This is a genomic window from Streptomyces sp. NPDC055632, from assembly GCF_053618675.1.
Genome location: NZ_JBSHHY010000010.1, coordinates 31,367 through 54,520, shown reverse-complemented (window position 1 = coordinate 54,520; position 23,154 = coordinate 31,367). Strand labels below are relative to the sequence as shown.

General features: G+C 73.0%; 23 protein-coding genes. 20 read left to right on the top strand and 3 right to left on the bottom strand.

The window, feature by feature from the left end; translation table 11 throughout:
• The first annotated feature begins 108 nt into the window (after positions 1-108).
• From ACWGSR_RS15740 to ACWGSR_RS15730, 3 genes are all read left to right on the top strand, one after another.
• A complete protein-coding gene (locus ACWGSR_RS15740) occupies positions 109-780 on the top strand; it encodes a carbonic anhydrase (RefSeq protein WP_376238811.1) in 672 nt (223 codons plus the stop codon).
• A gap of 350 nt (positions 781-1,130) precedes the next feature.
• Positions 1,131-1,484, top strand: a complete 354-nt coding sequence (locus tag ACWGSR_RS15735) for a hypothetical protein (RefSeq protein ID WP_453566862.1) — start codon at positions 1,131-1,133, stop codon at positions 1,482-1,484.
• A 66-nt stretch (positions 1,485-1,550) separates the two neighbouring features.
• Positions 1,551-2,231: a DUF3710 domain-containing protein gene (locus tag ACWGSR_RS15730; protein WP_453566860.1), complete on the top strand. Its 681-nt coding sequence runs from the start codon at positions 1,551-1,553 to the stop codon at positions 2,229-2,231.
• Positions 2,232-2,423: 192 nt separating this feature from the next.
• On the opposite strand, the gene ACWGSR_RS15725 is transcribed toward ACWGSR_RS15730, so the two are convergent.
• Entirely contained in the window at positions 2,424-4,160 is a 1,737-nt protein-coding gene (locus ACWGSR_RS15725; protein ID WP_453566858.1) for an amidase, read from the bottom strand.
• A gap of 178 nt (positions 4,161-4,338) precedes the next feature.
• Between ACWGSR_RS15725 and ACWGSR_RS15720 the strand changes: the two genes are divergently transcribed.
• Positions 4,339-5,064: a TetR/AcrR family transcriptional regulator gene (locus ACWGSR_RS15720; protein ID WP_453566856.1), complete on the top strand. Its 726-nt coding sequence runs from the start codon at positions 4,339-4,341 to the stop codon at positions 5,062-5,064.
• 163 nt (positions 5,065-5,227) lie between these two features.
• On the opposite strand, the gene ACWGSR_RS15715 is transcribed toward ACWGSR_RS15720, so the two are convergent.
• Positions 5,228-6,391: an agmatine deiminase family protein gene (locus ACWGSR_RS15715; RefSeq protein ID WP_453566854.1), complete on the bottom strand. Its 1,164-nt coding sequence runs from the start codon at positions 6,389-6,391 to the stop codon at positions 5,228-5,230.
• 267 nt (positions 6,392-6,658) lie between these two features.
• The gene (locus ACWGSR_RS15710) at positions 6,659-7,240 is read right to left on the bottom strand and encodes a TetR/AcrR family transcriptional regulator (protein ID WP_376238795.1); all 582 of its coding nucleotides are present in this window, start codon (positions 7,238-7,240) and stop codon (positions 6,659-6,661) included.
• A 231-nt stretch (positions 7,241-7,471) separates the two neighbouring features.
• Between ACWGSR_RS15710 and ACWGSR_RS15705 the strand changes: the two genes are divergently transcribed.
• The 16 genes from ACWGSR_RS15705 to ACWGSR_RS15630 all read left to right on the top strand — a co-directional run bounded on the left by ACWGSR_RS15705 (position 7,472) and on the right by ACWGSR_RS15630 (position 23,071).
• Complete coding sequence (locus ACWGSR_RS15705) at positions 7,472-9,004, top strand: serine/threonine-protein kinase (protein WP_453566852.1); 1,533 nt, start codon at positions 7,472-7,474, stop codon at positions 9,002-9,004.
• Positions 9,005-9,160: 156 nt separating this feature from the next.
• Positions 9,161-9,754, top strand: a complete 594-nt coding sequence (locus ACWGSR_RS15700) for a TetR/AcrR family transcriptional regulator (RefSeq protein WP_376238790.1) — start codon at positions 9,161-9,163, stop codon at positions 9,752-9,754.
• 368 nt (positions 9,755-10,122) lie between these two features.
• The gene (locus tag ACWGSR_RS15695; protein WP_453566850.1) at positions 10,123-11,136 is read left to right on the top strand and encodes an agmatine deiminase family protein; all 1,014 of its coding nucleotides are present in this window, start codon (positions 10,123-10,125) and stop codon (positions 11,134-11,136) included.
• A gap of 77 nt (positions 11,137-11,213) precedes the next feature.
• A complete protein-coding gene (locus tag ACWGSR_RS15690; RefSeq protein WP_453566848.1) occupies positions 11,214-12,875 on the top strand; it encodes an ABC transporter substrate-binding protein in 1,662 nt (553 codons plus the stop codon).
• Positions 12,872-13,831: an ABC transporter permease gene (locus tag ACWGSR_RS15685; RefSeq protein WP_453566846.1), complete on the top strand. Its 960-nt coding sequence runs from the start codon at positions 12,872-12,874 to the stop codon at positions 13,829-13,831. The genes ACWGSR_RS15690 and ACWGSR_RS15685 overlap by 4 nt, the downstream gene beginning before the upstream one ends.
• The gene (locus ACWGSR_RS15680; protein ID WP_453566844.1) at positions 13,828-14,682 is read left to right on the top strand and encodes an ABC transporter permease; all 855 of its coding nucleotides are present in this window, start codon (positions 13,828-13,830) and stop codon (positions 14,680-14,682) included. The genes ACWGSR_RS15685 and ACWGSR_RS15680 overlap by 4 nt, the downstream gene beginning before the upstream one ends.
• Positions 14,679-15,656, top strand: a complete 978-nt coding sequence (locus ACWGSR_RS15675; RefSeq protein WP_453566842.1) for an ABC transporter ATP-binding protein — start codon at positions 14,679-14,681, stop codon at positions 15,654-15,656. Before ACWGSR_RS15680 ends, ACWGSR_RS15675 begins: the two co-directional genes overlap by 4 nt.
• Entirely contained in the window at positions 15,649-16,446 is a 798-nt protein-coding gene (locus ACWGSR_RS15670; protein ID WP_376238773.1) for an ABC transporter ATP-binding protein, read from the top strand. The genes ACWGSR_RS15675 and ACWGSR_RS15670 overlap by 8 nt, the downstream gene beginning before the upstream one ends.
• 74 nt (positions 16,447-16,520) lie before the next feature.
• Complete coding sequence (locus ACWGSR_RS15665; RefSeq protein ID WP_453566839.1) at positions 16,521-17,660, top strand: agmatine deiminase family protein; 1,140 nt, start codon at positions 16,521-16,523, stop codon at positions 17,658-17,660.
• A 244-nt stretch (positions 17,661-17,904) separates the two neighbouring features.
• Positions 17,905-18,567: a hydrolase gene (locus tag ACWGSR_RS15660; protein ID WP_376238768.1), complete on the top strand. Its 663-nt coding sequence runs from the start codon at positions 17,905-17,907 to the stop codon at positions 18,565-18,567.
• Positions 18,568-18,572: 5 nt separating this feature from the next.
• Positions 18,573-19,094 carry a DoxX family protein gene (locus tag ACWGSR_RS15655; RefSeq protein WP_376238766.1) on the top strand — a complete coding sequence of 174 codons (522 nt, stop codon included), beginning with the start codon at positions 18,573-18,575 and terminating at the stop codon, positions 19,092-19,094.
• A gap of 135 nt (positions 19,095-19,229) precedes the next feature.
• Positions 19,230-19,808 (top strand): Dps family protein, encoded by a 579-nt coding sequence (locus tag ACWGSR_RS15650; protein ID WP_453566837.1) that lies wholly within the window; start codon positions 19,230-19,232, stop codon positions 19,806-19,808.
• A gap of 89 nt (positions 19,809-19,897) precedes the next feature.
• Positions 19,898-20,059 carry a hypothetical protein gene (locus ACWGSR_RS15645; RefSeq protein WP_453566835.1) on the top strand — a complete coding sequence of 54 codons (162 nt, stop codon included), beginning with the start codon at positions 19,898-19,900 and terminating at the stop codon, positions 20,057-20,059.
• Between the two features lie 17 nt (positions 20,060-20,076).
• On the top strand, positions 20,077-21,942 hold the full coding sequence (locus ACWGSR_RS15640) for an amidohydrolase (RefSeq protein WP_453567050.1): 1,866 nt from the start codon (positions 20,077-20,079) through the stop codon (positions 21,940-21,942).
• 36 nt (positions 21,943-21,978) lie between these two features.
• Positions 21,979-22,716: a GPR1/FUN34/YaaH family transporter gene (locus tag ACWGSR_RS15635; protein ID WP_376238758.1), complete on the top strand. Its 738-nt coding sequence runs from the start codon at positions 21,979-21,981 to the stop codon at positions 22,714-22,716.
• Positions 22,717-22,756: 40 nt separating this feature from the next.
• A complete protein-coding gene (locus ACWGSR_RS15630; protein ID WP_376238756.1) occupies positions 22,757-23,071 on the top strand; it encodes a GNAT family N-acetyltransferase in 315 nt (104 codons plus the stop codon).
• Positions 23,072-23,154: the final 83 nt, after the last annotated feature.

The following is a 23,154-nucleotide window of genomic DNA, read 5'->3' as shown; positions in this document are numbered from 1 at the left end:
CGCCGCCGCCGTGACGCCCGGGGCCGTGGAGGGAGGCACGGTGAGGCGGAGCACACATCTCCCCTCGTCCTGCGCCGGTCCGTCGACGCCGGGCCGTAAGGTAAGGCCATGCCTAGAACTTCTCCTTCCGTCGCTCTCGACGCCCTCTTGGCCGGCAACAAGCGTTTCGTCTCGGGTGCGCCCGAGCATCCGAACCAGGACGCGGCCCGCCGCGCGGAGCTGGCTCCTGGACAAGATCCGTTCGCCGTCGTTCTCGGCTGCTCCGATTCGCGGCTCGCCGCCGAGATCATCTTCGACCAGGGCCTCGGGGACCTGTTCATGGTGCGGACCGCGGGACACGTGCTCGGCTCCGAGGTCCTTGGGAGCATCGAGTACGCCACCAGCGTCCTCGGGGCCCGTCTCGTCGTCGTGCTCGGGCACGACTCGTGCGGTGCGGTCGCCGCCGCCCGTGCGGCGGTCGAGGACGGTTTCGCGGCGAGCGGCTTCGTCCGCGACGTCGTGGAACGCGTCACGCCGAGCATCCTGGCCGCGCGCACCGCCGGCCTCACCTCGGACGGCGACGTGATCGACGAGCACATCCGTCACACCGTGGACCTGCTGCTCGACCGGTCCCGCCTGCTCTCCGACCAGGTCGCGGCCGGTGAGATCGCCGTCGTCGGCCTGGGCTACGCGCTCGCCGAGGGAAGCGCCCGCCTCGTGACCGCTCGGGGCGTCGAAGCACCGGAAGCGGTCCCGGCCGGGGCGGCGGCCCGGGCCGGGGAGGAAGCTCCCACCCCGTAACCCTCTCCGGTCCACCTGATCGATGCGCTGATTCCCGGCCGTGCGGCCCGTCGCCCCTCCTGCTCCTCGGGCCCGCGCATCCCGTCACCGGCACCGGTCGGCGAACAGTCGGCCCGGCCCCTCCACCGGCCGCGGCGTCCGTTCGCCGACCGGGCCACGACCGCGGCAAGCGCCCGCGGAGACCGGGCCGACGACCTTCCGGTGCTCGCGTCCGTCGGTACGGGCAGGGTGATCGGGTGCCCCGATCGAACCCCGCCCGGCGGCCTTCGTCTTCGCGGCGTCGGGCGGGGGAGCGGCTCGCGACACACGACGAACGCCGACGCGCACCGCGTCCGAGCGACGGGGGGCCGATGAAGTCCGCGCGCTCCCGCCGGTCCGGCGTGCGCCGGATCCTCGCCACCGTGCCGCGCCGCAGCCGGCTGCTCCTCGGTTCGGTCACGGCGGTCAACGTGGCGAACCAGATGTACCTCATCGCGATCGCCCCGTACGTGACCAAGGACCTGCGCCTGTCGGCGTCCCTGGTCGGGGTGATGGCCGGCGCGCCCACCGGCGCGGTCGCCGCGCGGGCGGGCTACCGCAGCGTCTTCTGGACCTGCGCGGGCCTGTGCGCGCTCGCCGTCGTCCTGCTCCTCTTCCGGACGGCACTCTCCCGACGTCCCGCCGGAAGCCCCCCGACCGGACGGACCTGGACGGGGAAGGACTGACGTGACGATTCGCTTGGAGACCTGAGAGCCGCCCTGCTCGGCGACGTCGAGGCGGCCCGCGCGGTCATGGGAGGTGAAGGCTTCGACCCGGGCGAGGTGTTGGCCCTCCTGTGCGCGGAGATCGAGCGGCGGGGGCTGACGGCCTCACAGGTGGATCGACTGCTCGAAGAAGCCGAAACCGTTTCGCTCCAGGTCCTGGACGCCCAGGACCCACTCGCGCCGGTCGAGCGGGGCAGGAACACCGGGCCGTGGGACGCGGGTGAGGAAGGCGGCGCGGGCACCGAGCTGCTGGACCTCGGAGGGCTCAGGATCCCCGTCCCGTCACGTGCGGACGACGTCCGGATGGAAGCCGGAGCCGACGGAACACCGGTCGCCGTGACCGTGGTCCACGGGAGCACCGCCCTTCAGCTCCAGGCCTTTCGGCGTTCCGAGGAGAGGAACTGGACCTCGGTGCGCAGCGCGTTGCGTACCGGCATCGAGGCGAGCGGCGGGGAAGCCGGGGAGTGGGCAGGCCCAGCGGGTGTCGAACTCCGCGTCGTACTGTCCGTGGCCCGGTCGTCCACACGGATGAGGGTCAGGATGCTGGGCTGCGACGGGCCTGGCTGGCTCCTCCGCGGCATCGTCTCGGGCGAGGGGGCCGCACCCGACAGCCAGGACACCTGGGCCTACGACCTCTTCTTGAACACGGTCGTCTCCCCGGCCGCCGGCGAGGGCGGACTCGTCGTCCTGAGAGCACCAGGGTGCTAGGGCGTGTCCGGCGGATCAGGGTCGGACAGGCCCCAGCGGCCGGACACGGAGCCTTCCGGGGTCGGCCGGGCAGTTCCCCGGCGGACGTGGTGGGGGCTCCCCGGAGCCGGTCCGGGGCGGCGGACCGGCTGCCGGCCGTCTCGTCGGCGTCCCGGTGCCGGCCGTCGAGGTCCGCCCGGGGCCTCCGTCGGGTCATTCCGCCGGCAGGCGCGGCGTGCGCGGCGGCGGCGTGCGTCGGCTGCCGGTCTTCTCGAAGGCCGCCGCGAGGGACAGCAGGGCGTTGTCGTCGTAGGCGCGGCCCGCGAAGGTCAGACCGACGGGCATGCCGGTGTCCGTCATGGTGCCCATGGGCACGGTCACGGTCGGGATGCCGAGGTGGCGGGGGATCAGATTGCCGTTGGCCACCCAGACGCCGTTGCGCCAGCCGAGGTCGGCGGACGCCACGTCGACGTCCATGTCGGCGGGGCCCACGTCGGCCACCGCGGGGAAGACCACCGCGTCCAGGCCCAGCCCGTCCATCCACAGCTCCAGGTCGACGCGCCGCGTCTCCTCCAGGCCGCGCAGTCCCTCCTCCAGGAGCGGCATGTCGGTGAGGGACGCGTACGGGCGCTCGCGCACGAAGCGGGGGTACTCGCCGATCGTGTCGTCGAAGCCCTCGTACCGGTCGGGCAGTTCGCCCTCCTGCTTGGGCCAGATGCGGTCCCCGTCGACGTCGGCCAGGGTGGAGAGCGCCGGGTCGCCGTTGGCGCGCAGGAAGTCGTCCCAGGCCCAGGCGGACAGGTCCTCGATCTCGAAGGCGAGGTACTCGCGGCCGACCAGTCCGCGGGTGAGGAGCGAGGGGGCTCCGGGGCGGTCGGACTCGTAGCGGGACACCACGGGGAAGTCGACCTCGACCACCTCGGCTCCGGCGGCCTCCAGGTCGCGGCGGGCGGCCTCCCACAGGGCGATCACCGAGGGGCGCGTGTCGATGCGCTGCCCGGTCTGGCCGCCGATGCCCCCGTCGGGGTTCGTTCCGGCGTCGGGGTCGGCGTTGATGTACATCCGGGGCACGCCGACGCGCTTGCCGGCGAGCGCCTCGGACGCGGCCCCGGCGTCGGCGGGCGCGAGGGCCGGGTAGGAGGCGGGGCGTACCCGCGACGCCGGGGGCAGCGCCACCCACGGCTGCGCGCGCCACAGGTCCCCGCGCGTGTGCGGGTCGTCGGCGACGACGACGTCGAGCAGTTCGAGCAGGTCGGCCATGGTGCGGGTGTGCGGGACCACGACGTCCATGGTCGGTACGAGGGGCCAGTTGCCGCGGACCGAGATCACGCCGCGGCTCGGGGTGTAGGCGCACAGCGCGTTGTTCGAGGCGGGGGCGCGGCCCGAGGACCAGGTCTCCTCGCCGAGGCCGAACGCGCCGAAGGACGCCGCCGTCGCCGTGCCGGAGCCGTTGGAGGAGCCGGAGCCGTAGGCGCTGGTGAGCCAGTCGGCGCTGTAGGGGCTCTCCGCGCGCCCGTACACGCCGCGCTGCATGCCGCCGTTCGCCATCGGCGGCATGTTGGTCAGGCCGATGAGGACCGCGCCGTTCGCACGCAGCCGCTCGATGGCGAAGGCGTCGTGCTGGGCGACGAGGTGCTCGAACGCCGGAGAGCCGGACGCGGCCGTGAGCCCCTTGGCGAGGTAGCTGTTCTTGGCGGTGTACGGGATGCCGTCCAGCGGGCCCGACGTCTCGCCGCGGGCGCGGCGGGCGTCGGACGCCTCCGCTTCGGCCCGGGCGTGCGGATTCATCACGACCATCGCGTTCAGGGCGGTGGCCGTACCGGGCCGGTCGTACGCCTCGATCCGCGCGAGGTAGGCGTCGAGCAGCTCCACTGCGGTCGTCTCGCCCTTTTCCAGCGCCGCGCGCAGGTCGGCGATACAGGTTTCCACGACATCGAATCCGCGCGTCATGCGGGTGTCTCCCGGGTGGTGAGGGGGGCAGGCGGGCCGCCGGCCGTCGGGGGGCGACCGCGGACGGAACCGGCCGTCGCGCCCTCGTCGATCTAACTAGATTTTCAGTCTAGAGTAAAAGTCTAGGATACTGGAACCTAGACTGGGGACCTGAATTTCCGGAACCGAGAGTGAGCTCATGCCGACGTCAGAGACCGGGCCCGCATCGCCCGACCGCCTTCCCCCGTCGAGCGGCGCGGTCGGGTCGGCGGGCGGCGGGACCGGCGCCGCCTCGCGGCCCGCCGCCCGGGTCCCGATCGACAGGAAGCGCCAGCCCAGCGGGGACGAGGCGCGGGAACGGGCCATGCGGGCCGCCATCGGCGTCATCGCCGAGAAGGGCGCGGCGGCCGCGCGCATGTCGGACATCGCCGCGCGGGCCGGGATGAGCACCGGGCACATCCTCTACCACTTCGGCAGGAAGGACCGGCTCCTGCTCGAAGTCCTCGCATGGAGCCAGGCGGACCTCTGGACCCGGTTCCGGCAGGCCGCCGACCGGGCGGCGTCTCCCGACGAGAAGCTGGACCTGTTCGTCCGCTTCTACCTGCCCCGCCACCAGGGCGACGAACGCTACGCGCTGTGGACGCAGGTGCTGGCCCAGCGCCATGACGAAGCGGGCCGGCAGATCCTCACCGAGCTGCTGGACGGCTGGGACGAACGGCTGGAAGCCATCCTCCGCGAGGGCCGGGACTCGGGGCACTTCACCGACGTGGACCTCCCCGAGTTCACCATCCGTGCCGTGGCCATGCTGAGCGGGCTCTCCGAGGACGTGATGTTCGGACGGTCCCGCTGGCGGCACACCTCCGCACACGCGTTCGCCCTGTCCGCCCTCCGGCGCGAACTGCGTCCTGCCGGTCGGGGGCGATGACGGGGGAGCCGATCGGCCGTGTGTCCGGGGACGTGGCGCGGAAGGCCGCCGGGGCGAAGAGGGCGGCGGCCGCCCGGCCGAGGGCCGGCGCGGAGGATTCTTGGCCGGCTCGGCCCGGTTCGCGGCGCTGGACGGCGGACACGGAGGGCTCCTCGGGTCGTGCTCAGTCGACCGGCTTGCCGGGCTGGTCGTGGGTGGCGCAGTGGATTCCGCCGCCGCCGGTGGCGATGGTGTCGATGTTCACCTGCACGACGTCCCGCTCGGGGAAGTGCTCCCGCAGGATTCCCCGTGCCCGGTCGTCGGCCTTTCTGTCGCCGAACTTGGGCACGTAGACCGCGTCGTTGCCGATGTAGAAGTTCGCGTAGGTCGACAGGAAGTCGTCGCTGTAGCCGGTGATCCGGTCGGGGTCGGGCTGCGGCAGGTCGATGACCTCGAAGGGGCGGCCCCGCGCGTCGGTCGCCTCGCTCAGCACGGACATGGCCTGGTCCGAGGAGCGGGACCAGGAGTCGGCGGGCATCCCCGGGAAGGCCCGGTCCAGCAGGATCACCCCGGGGGCCGTGAACCGCACGAGACTGTCGACGTGGGCGTCGGTGATGTCCTCGCCGCGCACGCCCTTCAGCCAGATCACCTTCTCCATGCCCAGGAGCTCCTTGAGCTCGGCCTCGATCCGGTCGCGGCTCTTGCCGCGGTTGCGGTTGTCGTTGACGATCGAGCTCTCGGTGATCAGCAGGGTCCCCTCGCCGTCGGTCTCGAACGAGCCGCCCTCGGCGACGAGGGGCGCCTCGACGCGGGGAATCCCGTACTTCGCGAGCAGGGCCTCGCCGACCCGGCCGTCGTTCGTGTGCACCTGCTTGCCGCCCCAGCCGTTGAAGTGGAAGTCGACGCCGACGACCTCCCCCTCCTCCTCGACGAACACCGGGACGGTGTCGCGGGCCCACAGGTCGTCGACGGGCAGCGGAATCACCTCGACGCCGGAACCGCACTGCTTCTGGGCCGCGGCCTGCTGGTCCGGCCGCGCCATCATCACGACGTACTCGTACTCCGCGATGGCCCGTGCGACGCGCGCGATGTCCTGCCGTACGTAGAGGAGGTCGTCCTCCCAGACGGACTCCAGGGCTGGCCAGGACATGAAGGTGCGGGCGTGGCTCTCCCACTCGGCCCCCAGGCGGCGGTCTCCGCCCGTCCGGTCGGCGCTGCTCGTGGTGGGGGAGGAGCCGGCCGACCTGCCGGGACCGCCGGGCCCGCAGGCCGCGGCACCGAAGGCGAGCGCGCCGACTCCGAGGATCGCTCGCAGGGCCGAGCGGCGGGAGGAGAGGAAGTCGGACATCGGGGTCTCCGATCGTGAACGTGTGCGGCGGGGCGTCCGGTGACGACGGGCGTCGTGCGAGATGAGGGGGGTGTTGATCGAGGCCCGTCACCGGGGCGGGTTCACGCGCTGTCTATGGACAGGGTGCATCCGGCGCCTTGGAAATCGCCTCCACCGCAAGGGCGGATACGGCCTTCGTGTCGCCACTCTGACACTGACTGATAATTCAGTCAAACTCTGTCGCCATCCGGCCCACCAGGGGGTGTGCGGTCCGCTCTTCGGCTCCCGTCAGCGGCTCAGGCGCTCGATCTCGACGGAGACGGCCTCCCTCACCAGCTCGTGGGCGTGGGGGAGGGGCAGGGCGCCGCTCAGCCAGCGGGTGCTGAGCCCTTCCAGCAGGCCGGTGAGCCGTTCCGCGGAAGCCGTGAGCGCCGGCGCCGGGGCCGTGGGGCGGACGCAGCCCAGCAGGTCCGCGACGTCGTGGATCCACGTCAGGGTGGCCCGGGCGAGGTCTCCGCGCAGTTCGGGTTCGAAGATCGCGCTGGCCCGCAGCTCCCCCCAGGCGATGCTGTTCTCGCGGACCTCGGGGACGTCCTGGAACTCCAGGAGGAGGGACTGCTCCAGCTCCTGCCGGGCGTCGCGGGGACCGGTGGCGCCGTCCTCGTCGCAGGTGTACCGGTCGGCCCGGTCGCTGATGAACTCGAGGGTGTGGCGAAGGGCGCCGGCCCGGTCCTTGAAGTGGTAGTAGATCAGCGCGGTGGACACCCCGGCCTCGGCCGCCAGCGTCTCCATGCGCAGTCCGCGCACCCCGTGCCGGGCTATGACCCGGGCGGCGCCCTCCAGGATGGCCCTTCTGCGGTCGGTCGCCACGCGTTCCCCTCCTGAAGCGGTCTGAATCGACAGTGTCGCATATTGGCTGAATCTTTAGTTAGAGTCACTGTGTGCGGATCCGATCGGCCGCCCTGCCCTCGGCCGCCCTGCCCTCGGCCGCCCTGCGTCGGCCGCCCTGCGTCGGCCGCCCTGCGTCGGCCGCCCTGCCCCCGGCCGCCCCGCGTCGGCCGCCCTGCCTCGGCCGCTCCGTATCGTCGAAAGAGTCCTCACATGTCCGCTCAGCCTTCCGGTGACCGGCCCGCCCACGCGGCGCTGTCGGCCGACGACCCCCGTGAGATCGGCGGCTACCGACTCCACGCCCGACTGGGCTCGGGCGGCATGGGCGTCGTGTACCTGGCCCACACCCCCGGCGGTCGCCCGATCGCGCTGAAGGCGGTGCGGGAGGACTTCGCGGGCGATCCCGCGTTCCGGCAGCGCTTCGCCCAGGAGGTGGCCAGCGCGCGGCGCATCCACGGCCTCTTCACCGCCCAGGTGGTCGATTCGGGCGTGGACGCCCCGACCCCGTGGCTCGCCACCGCCTATGTCCCCGGGCCGTCCCTGCACCAGGTGGTCCAGCGCCACGGCCCGCTGCCGGTGCGAACCGTCCTGCTCCTGGTGGCCGGCATCGCCGAGGCCCTGGAGGCGATCCACCGGGCCGGCGTCGTCCACCGCGACCTCAAGCCGGCCAACGTGCTCATCGCCGAGGACGGACCCCGCGTCATCGACTTCGGCATCGCGCGCGCGGCCGACGCCGCCGCGTTGACCGGTACGGGGCTGCGGATCGGGACCGCGGCGTTCATGGCGCCCGAGCAGGCGCTGGGGCGACCGGTGTCGTCGGCGACCGACGTCTTCGCACTCGGGGCGCTCGTCGCGTATGTGTCGAGCGGGGAGGCCCCCTTCGGTACGGGGCCGGAGTCGACGGCGCTCTACCGGGTGGTCCACGAGCAGCCCGACCTCACCCGCGTGCCCCACGATCTGCGGGACCTCGTCGCCCGGTGTCTGGCGAAGCGGCCGGAGGACCGCCCCGGGACGGCGGACCTGATCGCGGCCGTCCACGCGCATTCCCTGGTGGGGCCCCGGCCGGAGTTCACCGACGGCTGGCTGCCCCGATCGATCAGCGGTGAGGTGACGGGGCGTGCGGAGCCACTGGTGCAGATGCCGGTGCACGCGCACGCCACCCTCACCGCCCCGGAACCCTCCCCTTCTCCCGCCGCTCCCGCAGCCGAGGCCGTTTCCTCTCCGCGTCGGGCGAGGAGGCGCGGGCGGCGTCCGGTCCTGGTGCTTCCGGCGGCGTTCGCGGTCCTCGCCCTCGTCGGCGGTGCCGTTCATCTGCTCGCTCCCTCTCGGGGGGCGAGCGGATCGGCCGGGGGGAAGGAGGGCGGTCCCGCCCGGCCGGTTTCGTACGCGTTCGGCGACGAGGTCGAACTGACCTCGCCCGACGGCACGTACGAGTTCGACCTGAAGGCCGGGAAGGTGGTTCCCGCGGACACGGCCTCCTGGTACCTGGCGCGCGACGCCTCGGAGTTCGTGCTGCCCGAGGACGGCGACGCCTTCGTCCCGGCGGGGCACGAGCTCGGTCCGGCCGACTGCGTACGGGGCATCGAGACGGGTCCGGTCACCCGGATCGCCTACGCGGACCTTGCCGACGAGCGTCCCTTCTGCGTCCGCAGCCCCGACGAGCGGGACATCGTCATCGTGCGGCTGGTGGAGGCTCGGCCCGACGGGCCGGTCACCGCGTCGTTCGAGCGCCATCACCGCGAGTAGCGTTCCGTGACCGTGACCGTGACCGCGACCGCGCTCACCGCCCTGCTCGACCGGTACGACGTCCGGTACGACGTCCGGCGTGTGCGAACCCGGCCTCCTCCGTCACTGGTCAGGGCCGTGATCCCGCGGGCGAGGGGGCCCGGTAGGGTTCGGGCCATGGCGTCTCGCAGCACTCAGATTCTCGAAGCCGCCGCCCGGGTGATCGCCCGGCGCGGGGTCCGTGGCCTGCGCGTGGAGGAACTGGCCGCCGAGGCGGGTGTGTCCACCGCGCTCATCTACTACCACTTCAAGGACCGCACCGGGATCCTGCTCAAGACGCTGGAGTTCATCAACGACCGCGCCGAGCGCTACACCACCCACCGCGATCCGGACGCCGAGCCGCTCGGCCCCCGCGAGGAACTGGACCAGACGCTCCTGCTGGAGCTCCAGGACACCACCGAGGTCAGGGAGAACAGCAGCGCCTGGGGCGAGTTGCGGGCCAGCGCCGTCTTCGACGAGGTCCTGCGCGAAGACCTGGCACGCGCCACCCTGGTCTGGATCCAGGAGGTGGCGGCCCTGCTGGGCGGTGTCCGCCCGACGGCCCCGGCGGCCGCCCTCGCGGCCTCCGCCGAACGGCTCACCGCCCTCCTGGAGGGGCTGAGCATGCGCTGGCTCAGCGGCACTCTCCAGATCTCCCACGCCCGGACCCTGATGAGCGAGGCCATCGAGGCCGAGGTCGAACGACTGGGCCGCCCGGACGCCTCCCGCTGACCGGACCGGACCTGATCTGACCCGACCGGATCCGGTCCGGACCCGACCAGACCCGACCGGCCGACCCGACCGAACGGGTGCTCACCCGTAGCCGGTTCGCGAGCTGACCAGAATTTCAATAATCGCGCCACCGAAGCCGCCCTCCCGGGTCCCCCCGCCGGGAGAGCGGCCTTTTCGTTGCCCCAAAAGGCCCATAAACACCCAAAGGCGAGCTGCCCGGCAGGGGAAATCTTGCCATCGCGACCCTTGACTGAATTTTCAGTCGGGGGCAGGATTCTGTTCACACCGCGTACCCGTCCCCGCGCCCCGGCCGGAGCGAGCCGGCCACTGCCGACGGGTGCTTCTGGCGAGACGAAGAGAGACCCGTGATGACTGCGTTCCGTATGCCCGCCGAGTGGTCCGAGCACGAGGGGTGTCTGATGGCCTGGCCCGTCCGTGAGGACCTGTGGGGCGGCGTGCTCGACGACGCCAAGGAGGAGTACGCGAACGTCGCCCGGGCCGTCGCCGCGTTCGAGCCGGTGACCATGGTCGCGCCCCCCGGCCACGGCGAGGAGGCCGCGAAGCGGTGCGGCCCGGAGGTCGCGGTGGTGGAGATGGCACAGGACGACTCCTGGTTCCGCGACTCCGCCCCGCTCTTCGTGCTCGACGGCCACGGCAACCGCGCCGGAGTGGACTTCCGCTTCAACGCCTGGGGCCGCAAGCACCACCCCTACGACTCCGACGACCGGATCGGCGCCCTCCTCCTGGAGCACCTCGGGATCGAGCGCGTCCACTCCGGCATGGTCCTGGAGGGCGGGGCGATCACCGTCGACGGCGAAGGCACGCTGATCACCACCGAGCAGTGCCTGCTGCACCCCAACCGCAACCCGGGAATGGACCGGAGCGGGATCGAGGCGGAGCTGAAGTCCCGGCTCGGCGTCGAGAAGGTGGTGTGGCTCCCGTACGGAGGCCTGCTCGACACGGAGACCGACGGGCACGTCGACGGCGTCTGCGCCTTCGCCGCCCCCGGCAGGGTCGTCGTCTCCCTGCCCGCCGATCCCGACCACCCCGACCACGCCCGCATGCGGGCCAACCGCGCGGTCCTGGAGGCCACCACCGACGCCCGCGGCCGGCGGTTCGAGATCGTCGACGTCCCGCAGACCGCGTTCGCCCACATCGACGGCGCCGAGGTCGAGGTGTCCTACCTGAACCACTACGTGGCCAACGGCGGCGTCGTCGTCCCGGTCGCCGGCCTGCCCCAGGACGACGACGCCCTCGCGGTCATCGCCGCGGCGTACCCCGGACGGAAGGTCGTCGGGGTGCGGGCGCCCGCCATCGCCTTCGGCGGCGGCGGGGTCCACTGCATCACCCAGCAGATCCCCGCCGCGACCGCCACCGCCTGAACCGACGCCGGACCGCTCCGGGAAGGCCGCACCCACGGCCTTCCCCGCCGCACCCCTCACGGAAAGAGAGCGCGACGATGACCCCACCCCGGCCCCCCGGCGGACGGCGCCCGCCCGGCAGACGCGGACGGATCACCGCGACGACGGCCGCCCTGACCTGCCTCGCCGCCCTCGCGGCCTGCTCCGGTCCCCCCAAGGACCCGGGCGTCACCGGAAAGGAGGTCGCACTCTCCACCTCCACCCCCCGGGCCCGCGGCGAGATCGACTCCTTCACCTGGGCCGTGTACGCCGAACCGCCCACCCTCGACCACACGGTGGCCTTCGACTACCCGCAGAACACGATCCTGTCCAACGTGTGCGAGAGCCTCATGCGCTGGACACCGGGACTCACCCTCGAACCGGGCCTGGCCCGCAAGGCGTCGAACCCCGCCCCCACCACCTGGGTCTACGACCTGCGTCCCGGCGTGCGCTTCCACGACGGCAGGACGATGACCGCCGACGACGCGGTCCACAGCCTGAACCGGCAGCGGGACCCGGACAACGCCGCCGCCTGGGCGCAGAGCTTCCAGAACGTCGCCTCCGTACGCAAGACCGGCCCGCTCCAGATCACGGTCGACCTGAAGAGGCCCGACTCCCAGTTCCCCCAGTACATGGCCACCGCCGCGGGCGTGATCGCCTCCAAGGCCGGCGTCGAGGCGGCGGGCAAGGACTACGGCACCACCGGCGGCCTCGCCTGCACCGGCCCGTTCGAGCTCGGCACGTGGCGCAAGGGCCAGTCGATCGAGCTCGAACGCTTCGACGGCTACTGGGGGACCCGGGCCAAGGCGAAGAAGGCCGTCTTCCGGATCCTCACCGACCCCTCGGCCCGCACCAACGCCCTGCTCAGCGGCGAGGCCGACGGCGGCTACCTCATCCCCACCGAGAGCTACGGCCGCCTGCGCGAGAGCGGGGTGGGCACGCTGTACTTCGGGGAGGGCCTGAGCACGGTCAACGTCAACATCACGAACATGCGGGGCCCGCTCGGCGACGTACGCGTACGCCGCGCGCTGTCCCTGGCCCTCGACCGGTCCGGATTCGTGAAGGCCGGCCTCGGCGGCGCGGGCACCGCCACCGGCTCCCTCACCACCCGCGCCGCCTGGGCGAGCGCCTCGGAGCAGACCCGGCGGGCCGCCTTCGCGTCGCTGCCGCCCACCGCGCCGGACATCCGGAAGGCCGAGGCGCTGATAGAGGAGGCCGGCGCCAGGGGCAAGACCCTGACCGTCGCCACCAGCGCCATCGGCCAGGACGTCTCCCTCCTGGCCACGGCGGTCCAGGCCGCCGGCACCCGGATCGGCCTCGACATACGCCTCAGGACCGTCGCCCCCAACGCCTTCACCGCCCTGTTCACCGATCCCCGGGCCCGCGAGGGCATCGACATGTTCCCGCTCACCTACTACGACTCGATCACCGACCCGCTGGACCTGCTGACGAGCTTCAAGACCGGCGCCTACCTGAACTTCGCCGGCTACAGCGACAAGCGCTACGACACCCTCGTCGACCGGGCCGTCTCCGCCTACCAGCCCGAACAGCGCATGAGGATCGAGGTCGAGCTGCAGAAGCACGCCGCACAGCAACTGCTGTGGATCCCGGTCGCCGAGTGGCCCACCGCCCTCTTCCTCAACAAGAGGATCACCGGAGCCCCCGCCACCATCGCCTACATGTACTACCCGTGGGCCGCCGACGTGGGGGCCGCGCGGTGAGCTTCACCAGATTCGCCGTACGGCGCGTCGCGGAGATGGCGGCCACCCTGCTCACCGCCTCGTTCGTGGTCTTCGGCGCCATGTACCTCGCACCGGGCAGTCCGGCGAGCTTCCTGCTCTCGGGACGGTCCGCCTCGCCGGAGGCGCTCGCCGCGATCAACGCCCAGTACCACCTGGACGATCCGTTCCTCGTCCGCTACCTCCACTGGCTCGGCGACGTCGTCCAGGGGGACTTCGGGCGCTCCCTCACCTACCGCACCGACGTCTCCCGGCTCCTCGCCGACCGCCTCCCCACCACCCTGCTGCTCGTCGCGATGGCGCTGGTCGTGGTCGTGGTGATCGGCCTGGTCCTCGGCTGGATCGGCGCCGTACGCGGCGGAGCCACCGATTCCACGATCCTCGTCGGGACCACGCTCGCCGTCGGCACCCCGTCCTTCGTCGCGGCCGTGCTCCTCCAGGCACTGTTCGCGGTCGAGCTGGGATGGTTCCCCAGCAGCGGCGCCGGAGACGGCTTCCCGGACAGGATCCGGCACCTGACGCTGCCCGCGATCGCCCTCGCCCTCTACCTGATCGGCATGCTCGCCCGCGTCACCCGCTCCGCCATGCTCGAAGCGCTCGACGGCGAACACGTCACGGTCGCCCGCAGCCGGGGCGTGCCCGAGGGACAGGTCGTCCGCCGCCACGTCTTCCGCAACGCGCTCGGCACCGTCCTCACCACCGGCGGACTGATCGTCTCCACCCTGCTGGTCTGCACGATCCTCGTCGAGACCGCCTTCAGCGTCGGAGGCGTCGGCCAGCTCCTGGAACTGTCCACCACCACCAAGGACTTCCCGACCGTCCAGGCCGTCTCCCTCGTCGTCGTGGCCCTGTTCATGACGGTGAACCTGATCGTCGACCTCCTCCTGCCCCTGGTCGACCCGCGCGTCACCCTCGGATCGAGGAGTTCCTCCCCATGACCGCCGTCCTGACCCGCCGGCCCGGCCTCGCCAGGATCCGCACGGCCGGGTCCCCGCTGTACCTGATCTGTCTCGGCCTGGTCGTGCTCGTCACCGCCGCCGCCCTCCTCGCGCCCTGGGTGGCGCCCCACGACCCCAACGCGGTCGACCTCGGCGACGCCCTGGCCGGCCCCTCCGCCGAGCACGCGCTCGGCATGGACGCGGCCGGCCGCGACACCCTCTCCCGGCTGCTCCTCGGAGCCCGCACCTCACTCCTCGGACCCCTCGGAGTCGTGGTCTTCTCCACCCTCGCCGGAGTCGTCGTCGGCACCGCGGCCGCCTGGCGCGGCGGATGGCTGGACTCCGTCCTGTCCCGCAGCACCGAACTCGTCTTCGCGTTCCCCGGCATGCTCCTGGCGATCCTGATCATCTCGGTGTACGGCGAGGGCCTGCTCGCCCCCGTCCTCGCGCTCTCCGTCGCCTACCTGCCGTACGTCAGCCGGCTCACCCGCTCCCTGGTCCTGGCCGAACGCGAACGCCCGTACGTCAGCGCCTACCGGGTCCAGGGCCACTCGGCCCTCCAGATCTGCCTGCGCCACGTCCTGCCCAACATCGCGCCCGTCGTCCTCGCCCAGTCCACCATCAACTTCGGCTACGCGCTCATGGACCTCGCCGGACTGTCCTTCCTCGGCCTCGGCGTGCCCGCGCTCACCCCCGACTGGGGCCGCATGGTCTTCGACGGCCAGACCGCGGTCCAGCACGGCTACCCGCTGTCCGCGATCCTGCCCTGCGTCCTCGTCGTGCTGACCGTCGTCGCCTTCAACGTGGTCGGAGAACGCTGGGCCGACCGCGTCGCCAGGAGGGACCGATGAACACACTCGACATCCAGGGGCTGCGCGTCACGCTGCCCGGCACGGCCCGCCCGGTGCTCGACGGCGTCGACCTGCACGTCGCCGCCGGCGAGACCGTCGCCCTCGTCGGCGAGTCCGGCTCCGGCAAGAGCCTCACCTCGCGCAGCGCCCTGGGCCTGCTGCCGCCCGGAGCCGCGGTCGAGGGCGCCGTCCGCGTCCACGGACGGGACGTGTTCACCCTGGACGCCAGGGAACTGCGGGCCCTGCGCACCGGCACGGTGTCCATGGTCTTCCAGGACCCGCGCGCCGCCCTCAACCCGCTGCGCCGCATCGGCGACTTCCTCACCGAGAGCGTGACCCTCACCGGGACCATGGGCCGGCCCGAAGCCACCGCGCGGGCCGTCGAACTCCTCGAAGCGGTCGGCCTCGACGCCTCCGCGCTGCGCAAGTACCCCGGCCAGGTCTCCGGGGGCATGCTGCAACGCGTCATGATCGCGGCCTCGCTCATGGGCGACCCCGCCCTCCTGCTCGCCGACGAACCGACCACCGCGCTCGACGTCACCACCCAGGCCGAGGTCGTCGCCCTCCTCGCGGAACTGCGCGAACGCTTCGGCACCGGCCTCCTCTTCGTCACCCACGACCTCGACCTGGCCGCCGCCATCAGCGACCGCGTCTACGTCATGTACGCCGGCCGGATCGCGGAGAGCGGCCCCGCCGAAGCCCTCTTCGCCCGCCCCCGGCACCCCTACACCTCGGCGCTGCTCGCCTCCACCCCCCGCCTGGACGCCCCCCGGGGCAGGCTCACCGCCATCCACGGCCAACCCCCCGACCTGCGCCGGGAACTCACCGGCTGCCCGTTCGCCGTCCGCTGCCCGCTGGCCACGGAGATCTGCGACCTGAGCGCTCCCGACCCGAGCCCCGCCGCCGGGCTGCCGCTCCACCGGGCCGCCTGCCACCACGGCGACCTGCTCGAAGGGAGACACGCCGATGCCTGAGAACGTACTGGAGGCCGTCGGACTCCACCGCGCCTTCGGCGGCGTCCGAGCCGTGGACGACGTGTCGTTCACCCTCCCCGAAGGCGGCTCCCTGGGCATCGTCGGCGAATCGGGCTCCGGCAAGACCACCACCGCCCGGATCGTCGTCGGCCTGGAACGGGCCGACGCGGGCGAGGTCCGCGTACGGGGCCGGGCCCGCGACGCGCGAAGCCGGGGCCGGGCCGGGCGCCTGGCCCGCGCCCGGGAGGTCCAGATGGTCTTCCAGGACCCGTACCTCTCCCTCGACCCCAGGACCAGCGTCGAGGACGTCCTGCGCGAAACCCTCCGCCTGCACTTCCCCGGAACCGACCACGACCGGCGCGTCCGCGAACTCCTCGACCAGGTCGGCCTGGGGACCCGCGCCGCCGACGCGCGGCCGCGGCAGCTCTCCGGCGGTCAGCGCCAGCGGGTCGCCCTCGCCCGCGCCCTCGCCGTCGAACCGGCCGTCCTCGTCCTGGACGAGGCCGTCGCCGCCCTCGACGTGTCCGTACAGGCGCAGATCCTCAACCTGCTCGCCGACATCCGCGAGGAGACCCGGGTCGGCTACCTGTTCATCACCCACGACCTCGGCGTGGTCCGGTGCGTCACCGACGAGATCGTCGTCATGCGCCGGGGCGCCGTCGTCGAGGCCGGCCCCACCGCCGAGGTGCTCGCCGCGCCACGACACCCCTACACACGGCTCCTGCTGGAGTCCGTGCCCCGCCCCGGCTGGGATCCCCGGGCGATCGCCGCCGCCCGCCGGGCCCTCTGACGACCCGGCCCGGCCGGGTCCACGTCGCTCGCCCGCGATCCGCCCGCGAGCGCCCGCCGAAACAGGAGGTCACCATGAACGATCACCCCACACGCCGCCCCTCGCGCGGAGGCCCGAGCAGACGAGGATTCCTGACCGCCGCCGGAGCGACCGCCATCGGCGCGGCCCTCGCGGCGTCCCTCCCGGGAAGGGCCGGCGCGGCCGCGGGCGCCTTCCGCGTCCCGGTGGAGGACGTCCGCCACACCCGTACGTGGATGGCCTGGCCCGACAGCACCGCGATCTGGGCCGGCAAGCTGGCCGGAGTGCAGGCGGACATCGCCCTCATCGCCCGCACGATCGCGAAGTACGAACCGGTCGTCATGTGCGCCAACTCCGGCAGCGCCGCCAAGGCCCGCTCGCTGTGCGGCCCCTCGGTCACCGTCATCGGCTCCATCCCCGTCGACGACTGCTGGATGCGCGACACCGGACCCGTCTTCCGGACCGACGGCCGGGGCGGCCTCGACGCCGTCGGCCTCAACTTCAACGGCTGGGGCGACAAACAGACCCACGCCAGGGACAACCTCGTCGCCGGACGGATCGCCTCCTACGTCGGCGTGCCCATCACCTACGCCGGCCTCGTCGGCGAGGGCGGCGCCATCGAACAGGACGGCGCCGGCACCCTCATGGCCACCCGCAGCAGCCTCGTGAACCGCAACCGCAACCCCGGAATGACCGAACGCCAGGTGGAGTCCGCCATGCTGGCGGCGTACGGCGCCTCCAAGGTCATCTGGTTCGACGGCGTCCGCGGCCAGGACATCACCGACGACCACGTCGACGCCACGTCCCGCTTCCTCGCCCCCGGCGAGGCCCTGGTCCAGATGCCCCTCGCGTCCGACGACGACGCCTACGCCCGCGACGCGCGCCGGCAGTACGCCGTCCTGTCCGCCTCGACGTCCGCCGACGGCATCCCGATGGACACGATGCGCCTCCAGGGCCCGGACTACGAGAAGATCCGCTCCACCAACCCGGACTTCCTCGCCTCCTACGCCAACTTCTACCTCTGCAACGACGCCGTCATCAGCGCCCACTTCGGCGACCAGCGCGCGGACGCGGCCGCGAAGGCGACCCTGGCCGGCCTCTACCCGGACCGCGTGATCGAGCAGCTGAACATCGACCGCCTCGGCACGGGCGGCGGCGGCATCCACTGCGTCACCCAGCAGCAGCCGGTCCGCTGACGCCCCGCACGACCACCGGTGCGGCGACGACCCGCGTCGCCGCACCGGCCCTTCAGCAGGCGTCCGGCACCGGCCGATACGCGAAGCGACCCCGCGCGGTCCCGGCCCCCGACCGGTTGTGCGCTGTCGTGCCAGCCCCCGGGCGCGGGAAGTCAACGCGGTCGGCCGGGTCGCTCGTAGCTTCGAGGAGTGCCGAGCCGCGGACGCGGCGGGCACGTCACCGAACGCTCCGAGAGGACCCCTCATGTTCGACGTCGACAAGGTGCAGGCCGCCCCGAGCAAGGATCTGCTCACGCCCGACAACGCGGTCATGCTCTTCGTGGACCACCAGCCGCAGATGTTCTTCGGCACCGGCAGCGGCGACCGCGCCGCGATCATCAACAGCACCGTGGGCCTCGCCAAGGCGGCGCGGGCGTTCGACGTCCCGGCCGTCCTGACCACGGTCGCCGCCGAATCCTTCTCCGGGCCCCTGCTGCCGCAGCTCGCCGAGGTGTTCCCCAAGAACGAGATCATCGACCGCACCACCATGAACGCCTGGGAGGACGAGGCGCTCGTCGCGGCGGTCAGGGCGACCGGACGCAAGAAGATCGTCCTGTCGGGCCTGTGGACCGAGGTCTGCCTCGTGCTGCCCGCGCTCTCGGCCCTTGAGCAGGGGTACGAGGTGTACGTCGTGACCGACGCCTCCGGCGGCGTCAGCCCGGCCGCCCACGAGCACGCGCTGCAGCGGATGATCGCCGCCGGCGCGGTGCCGGTGACCTGGGTCCAGGTCCTCCTGGAGCTCCAGCGCGACTGGGCGCGTCAGGAGACGTACGGAGCGGTCATGGAGATCGTCAAGGCCCACGCGGGCGCGTACGGCCTGGGCGTCGTGTACGCGCAGAGCGTCATCGGCGCGCACGCGGCCGGCTGACCCCCTTGGACACCGGCCTTCTAATCCTGCGTCTGCTGGTGGGACTGCTCGTCGCCGGCCACGGTGTGCAGAAGGTCAGCTCGCACCTGGGCGGCAGGGGACTCGCGGGCGGCACGGAGGAGTTCCGCGCCGACGGCTTCCGGGGCGGTGCCCTCACCGCCCTGGCGGCAGGCGGCGGCCAGATCGGATCGGGCCTGCTGCTCGCGGCCGGCCTCCTGACCCCGCTCGCCGCCACCGGGGTCATCGGGGTGATGACGGTCGCGCTCACCGTGAAGTGGCGCCACGGGCTCTGGGTGCAGAACGACGGCTACGAGTACCCGCTCGTCCTCATCGGCACCGCCGCCGCCCTCGCCGCCACCGGCCCCGGCACCCGTTCCCTCGACGCGGCCCTCGGCCTCACGCCGTACCCGCTGTGGTGGGCCGCCCTCGCGCTCGCCGCCGGTCTCGGCAGCGGTCTGCTCACCCGGCTCCTCCTGCACCGGCCGGCCCCGGCGGCGCCGCACGCCGCCGCCTCCGACGGACGCTGAGCGCTCGGCCCGGACCGAGCCCGCCCGCCCGCGCACCCCCGCCCGGCCGCCCGCGCACCCCCGCCCGGCCGTCCGCGCACTCCCGGCCGGGCGGCCGGGCCCTCCCCTTTGCCCTCTCCCGAACAGGAGCACCCGATGGACGTCCTCACGACCCCGCACGGCGGCGGCCAGCCGCTGCTGCACCAGAAGGGCGCCGAGATCCAGGCGTTCGGCACGCTCAAGCAGTTGCCGATCGGTCTCGGACACGACACCCGCATGTACGCCTGCCAGCGGCTGAACCGGGTCCTCGCCGACACGCAGATCCTCCACTCCCTCTACAAGAAGCACCACTGGCTCATGCGCGGGGCGACCTTCTACTCGCTCCACCTGATGCTGGACAAGCACGCGGAGGCCCAGCTGGCCATCGTGGACGCGCTGGCCGAGCGGGTCCAGAGCCTCGGCGGCGTCGCCGTCGGAGACCCGCGCCACGTCGCGGAGCTGACGGCGATCCCCCGCCCGCCGGACGGCGTCGAGCCGGTGCCCGTCATGCTGTCGCGGCTGCTCGACGCGCACGAGCGCATCCTGATCGACGCCCGTGACGCCGCCGCCCGGCTGTCCGGGGAGGGCGACGAGGGCAGCGCCGACCTGCTCGTCTCCGACGTCGTCCGCACCGGCGAGGCGCAGGTGTGGTTCCTGGCCGAACACCTCGTGGACACCCCCCTGGTGCGCGGCTGACGGACACGTACGCCGTCGGCTCCGCGCCCCCTCGTCCATCCCGGACACCCCTCGTCCCTCCCGGAAAGACCAGAAGGAGAACAAACCCCATGAAGAACCGTCCGGTCCTCGAACCCGCCGCCCAGGCCACCACCGAGCGGCTCACCGGCCTGCCGCCCGCCCTCGTCGTGCTGGACGCGCCGCGCGAGACGCGGGCCGCGGAACTCGCCGTCGGTCTCGCCACCGACACCCTCCGCAAGGCACTCGCGTGACCGGGCCGTCGACGAGCATGCCGGTGGCGGGCCTCGTCCCCGCCGCCCGGCGGGAACCCGCGCACGCCGACCTCCTCGTCCGCAACGCCAAGGTGTTCACCGGCGACCCCGCCCGCCCCGAGGCCCGAGCCGTCGCGATCCGCGACGGCCGGGTCACCGCCCTCGGCGACGACCACGACCTCGCCCCCCTCGTCGGGCCGGGAACGAGGGTCGTGGACGCGCTGGGCCGCCGGGTGATACCCGGCCTCAACGACTCGCACCTGCACGTCATCCGGGGCGGCCTCAACTACGTCCTGGAGCTGCGCTGGGACGGTGTGCGCAGCCTCCGCCACGCCCTCGCCATGCTGCGCGAGCAGGCCGGCCGCACGCCCAGGGGGCAGTGGATCCGGGTGGTCGGCGGCTGGACCGCCGAGCAGTTCGCCGAACGCAGGATGCCGACCGTCGCCGAGCTGAACGCCGCCGCTCCCGACACCCCGGTCTTCGTCCTGCACCTGTACCAGTCGGCGCTGATGAACCGGGCCGCCGTCAAGGCCGCGGGATTCACCCGGGAGACCCCCGACCCCCGGGGCGGGCAGATCGTCCGGGGCCGGGACGGCGAACCGAACGGGGTCCTCCTCGCCGCGCCGGGCGCCCTGATCCTCTACTCGACCCTGGCCAAGGCCCCGGCCCTGGACGAGGACGGCAAACGCACGTCGACACGTCACTTCCTGCGTGAGCTCAACCGCTTCGGGCTCACCTCGGCGGTCGACGCGGCCGGCGGGTTCCAGAACTTCCCCGGCGACTACGCCACGGTCGCCGACCTGGCCCGGTCGGGGGAGCTGTCGCTGCGGATCGCCTACCACCTGTTCCCGCAGACGGCCGGGCAGGAGCTCGCCGACCTCAAGCGCTGGACCGAGACGGTCAAGCCGGGGGAAGGCGACGAGTGGCTCCGGCTCAACGGCGCGGGCGAGAACCTGACCTGGGCCGCCGCCGACTTCGAGAACTTCTCCGAGCCGCGGCCCGCACTCGCCGACGGCTACGAGGCCGAGTTCGAGAAGGCGGTCCGGCTCCTGCTCGAGAACGGCTGGGGATTCAGGCTCCACGCGACCTACGACGAGACGATCCGGCGCGACCTGGCCGTCTTCGAGAAGCTCAGCGCGGAGGGGCTCTTCCCCGGCGGCAACCGCTGGCTCTTCGACCACGCGGAGACCGTCTCGGCCGACAGCCTCGACCGGATCGCCGCCCTCGGCGGCGCCGTCTCGGTCCAGAACCGGATGTCCTTCCAGGGCACCGCGTTCCTCGGCCGCTACGGCGCCGAGGCCGCCGCGCACACCCCTCCGGTCCGGGCCATGCTCGACCGCGGCCTGACCGTCGCCGCCGGAACCGACGCGACCCGCGTCTCCTCGTACAACCCGTGGGTCGCCCTCCACTGGCTCGTCACCGGGCGCACCGTCGGCGGCACCGCGCTCTACCCGGCCGGGAACCTGATCGACCGGGAGACCGCGCTCGGCCTCTACACCCGGGGCGGAGCGCGGCTCACCGGCGAACAGGACGTCAAGGGGACCCTGCGGGAGGGCTGCTACGGCGACCTCGCGATCCTGTCCGACGACTTCCTCTCCGTGCCCGAGGACGTCATCCCCGGCATCGAGTCCGTCCTCACCGTCGTCGGCGGCCGGATCGTCTACGCGACCGCGGAGTACGAGGGGCTCGACGAGGCCGTCCCGCCGGTCACCCCGGAGTGGAGCCCGGTGGCCCACTTCGGCGGCTACCGGAGCGGCGCCCTCCAGGCGTCGCTCGTGGCCGAGGCCGCCGCCGAGTCCGAGCGGCACCGCCGCTGGCGCGTCGCGCGCGGCTCCGCCCCCGAGGCGGCGCCGTCCTTCGTCGATCCCTGCTTCGAGCACTGAATCCCTGCTTCGAGCACTGAAGGAGAGCCCCACCCGATGTCCGCAGCCTCCCCCGCCGCCGACGGCGGCGACCTCCCGGCACCCCCGCCGGACACGCCCCCGGGACGCCGTTTCGAACCGGACCTCCGGTCGATGACACGGATCAACCTGCGCCCCATCGCCTCGCCCATGCCGCTCGGCTTCTTCACGATCGCCATCGCGTCCGTGATGACGGGCTGCCTCCAGCTCGGGCTCCTCGACGAGTCGGCCCGCGCCGCCGTCGCCCTCACCGTGCTGCCGGCCTTCGTCCTCCAGCTCCTGGTGAGCGTCCTGGCCTTCGGCGCCCGTGACGTGATCGCGGCGACGCTGATGGCGGTGTTCGCCGGCAGCTGGCTGCCCTACTCGCTCATCGTGCTCAGCGGCGCGGCCGACGGCCCGGAGGTCCTCGGCGTCCTCAACCTGGCGCTCCTCTGCTTCGGGGCCCTGATGACCGCCGTGACCCGGCCCAAGCGCGCGCTGTGGCTCGTCCTCGCGGTCTCCCTCCCTCGCTGGGCGGCCACCGGCCTCGCGGGCGTCACCGGCGCCGCATGGCTGACGCGCACGTCCGGTGCGCTCGGCCTCGTGGTCGCGCTCGTCGCGATGTACACCGCGTTCGCCCTGATGATCGAGGACATGCGCAGCGAGCAGGTCCTGCCCATCGGCCGCAGCGGCCCCGCCCACCTCGCCGTGGAGGGCGACCTGTCCGTCCAGCTCCGCAACCTGGAACGCCAGGCGGGCGTGCGCCGCACGCTCTGACCGCACCCGCCCACCCCACCACGACCGCACAGGAGTCAGCATGGAACCGCAGGTGACGGACCGGCCCGAGAAGTCCCGGTACGAGATCCTCGCCGGCGACGACGGCACCGAGACCGCGGGCTTCGCCGAGTACCACCTCTCGGAGGGCGAGATCGCCTTCATCCACACCGAGATCGACGGCCGGTTCGCCGGCCGGGGCCTGGGCGGTCTCCTCGCCCGGGGCGCGCTCGACGACGCGCGGGCCCGGGGGCTGCGCGTCCTGCCGTACTGCCCCTTCGTCCGGGGCTGGATCGGCAAGCACCCCGAGTACACCGACCTGGTGCCCGAGGAGAGGCGGGCCCGCTTCGGTCTGTGAGGCACCGCACGCCCTCCTCGTGCCCCCGGCTCACCCCCCGCCCCCTCCCCGTCACGACCTGACGCCCCGGCCTGCGGCTTCGC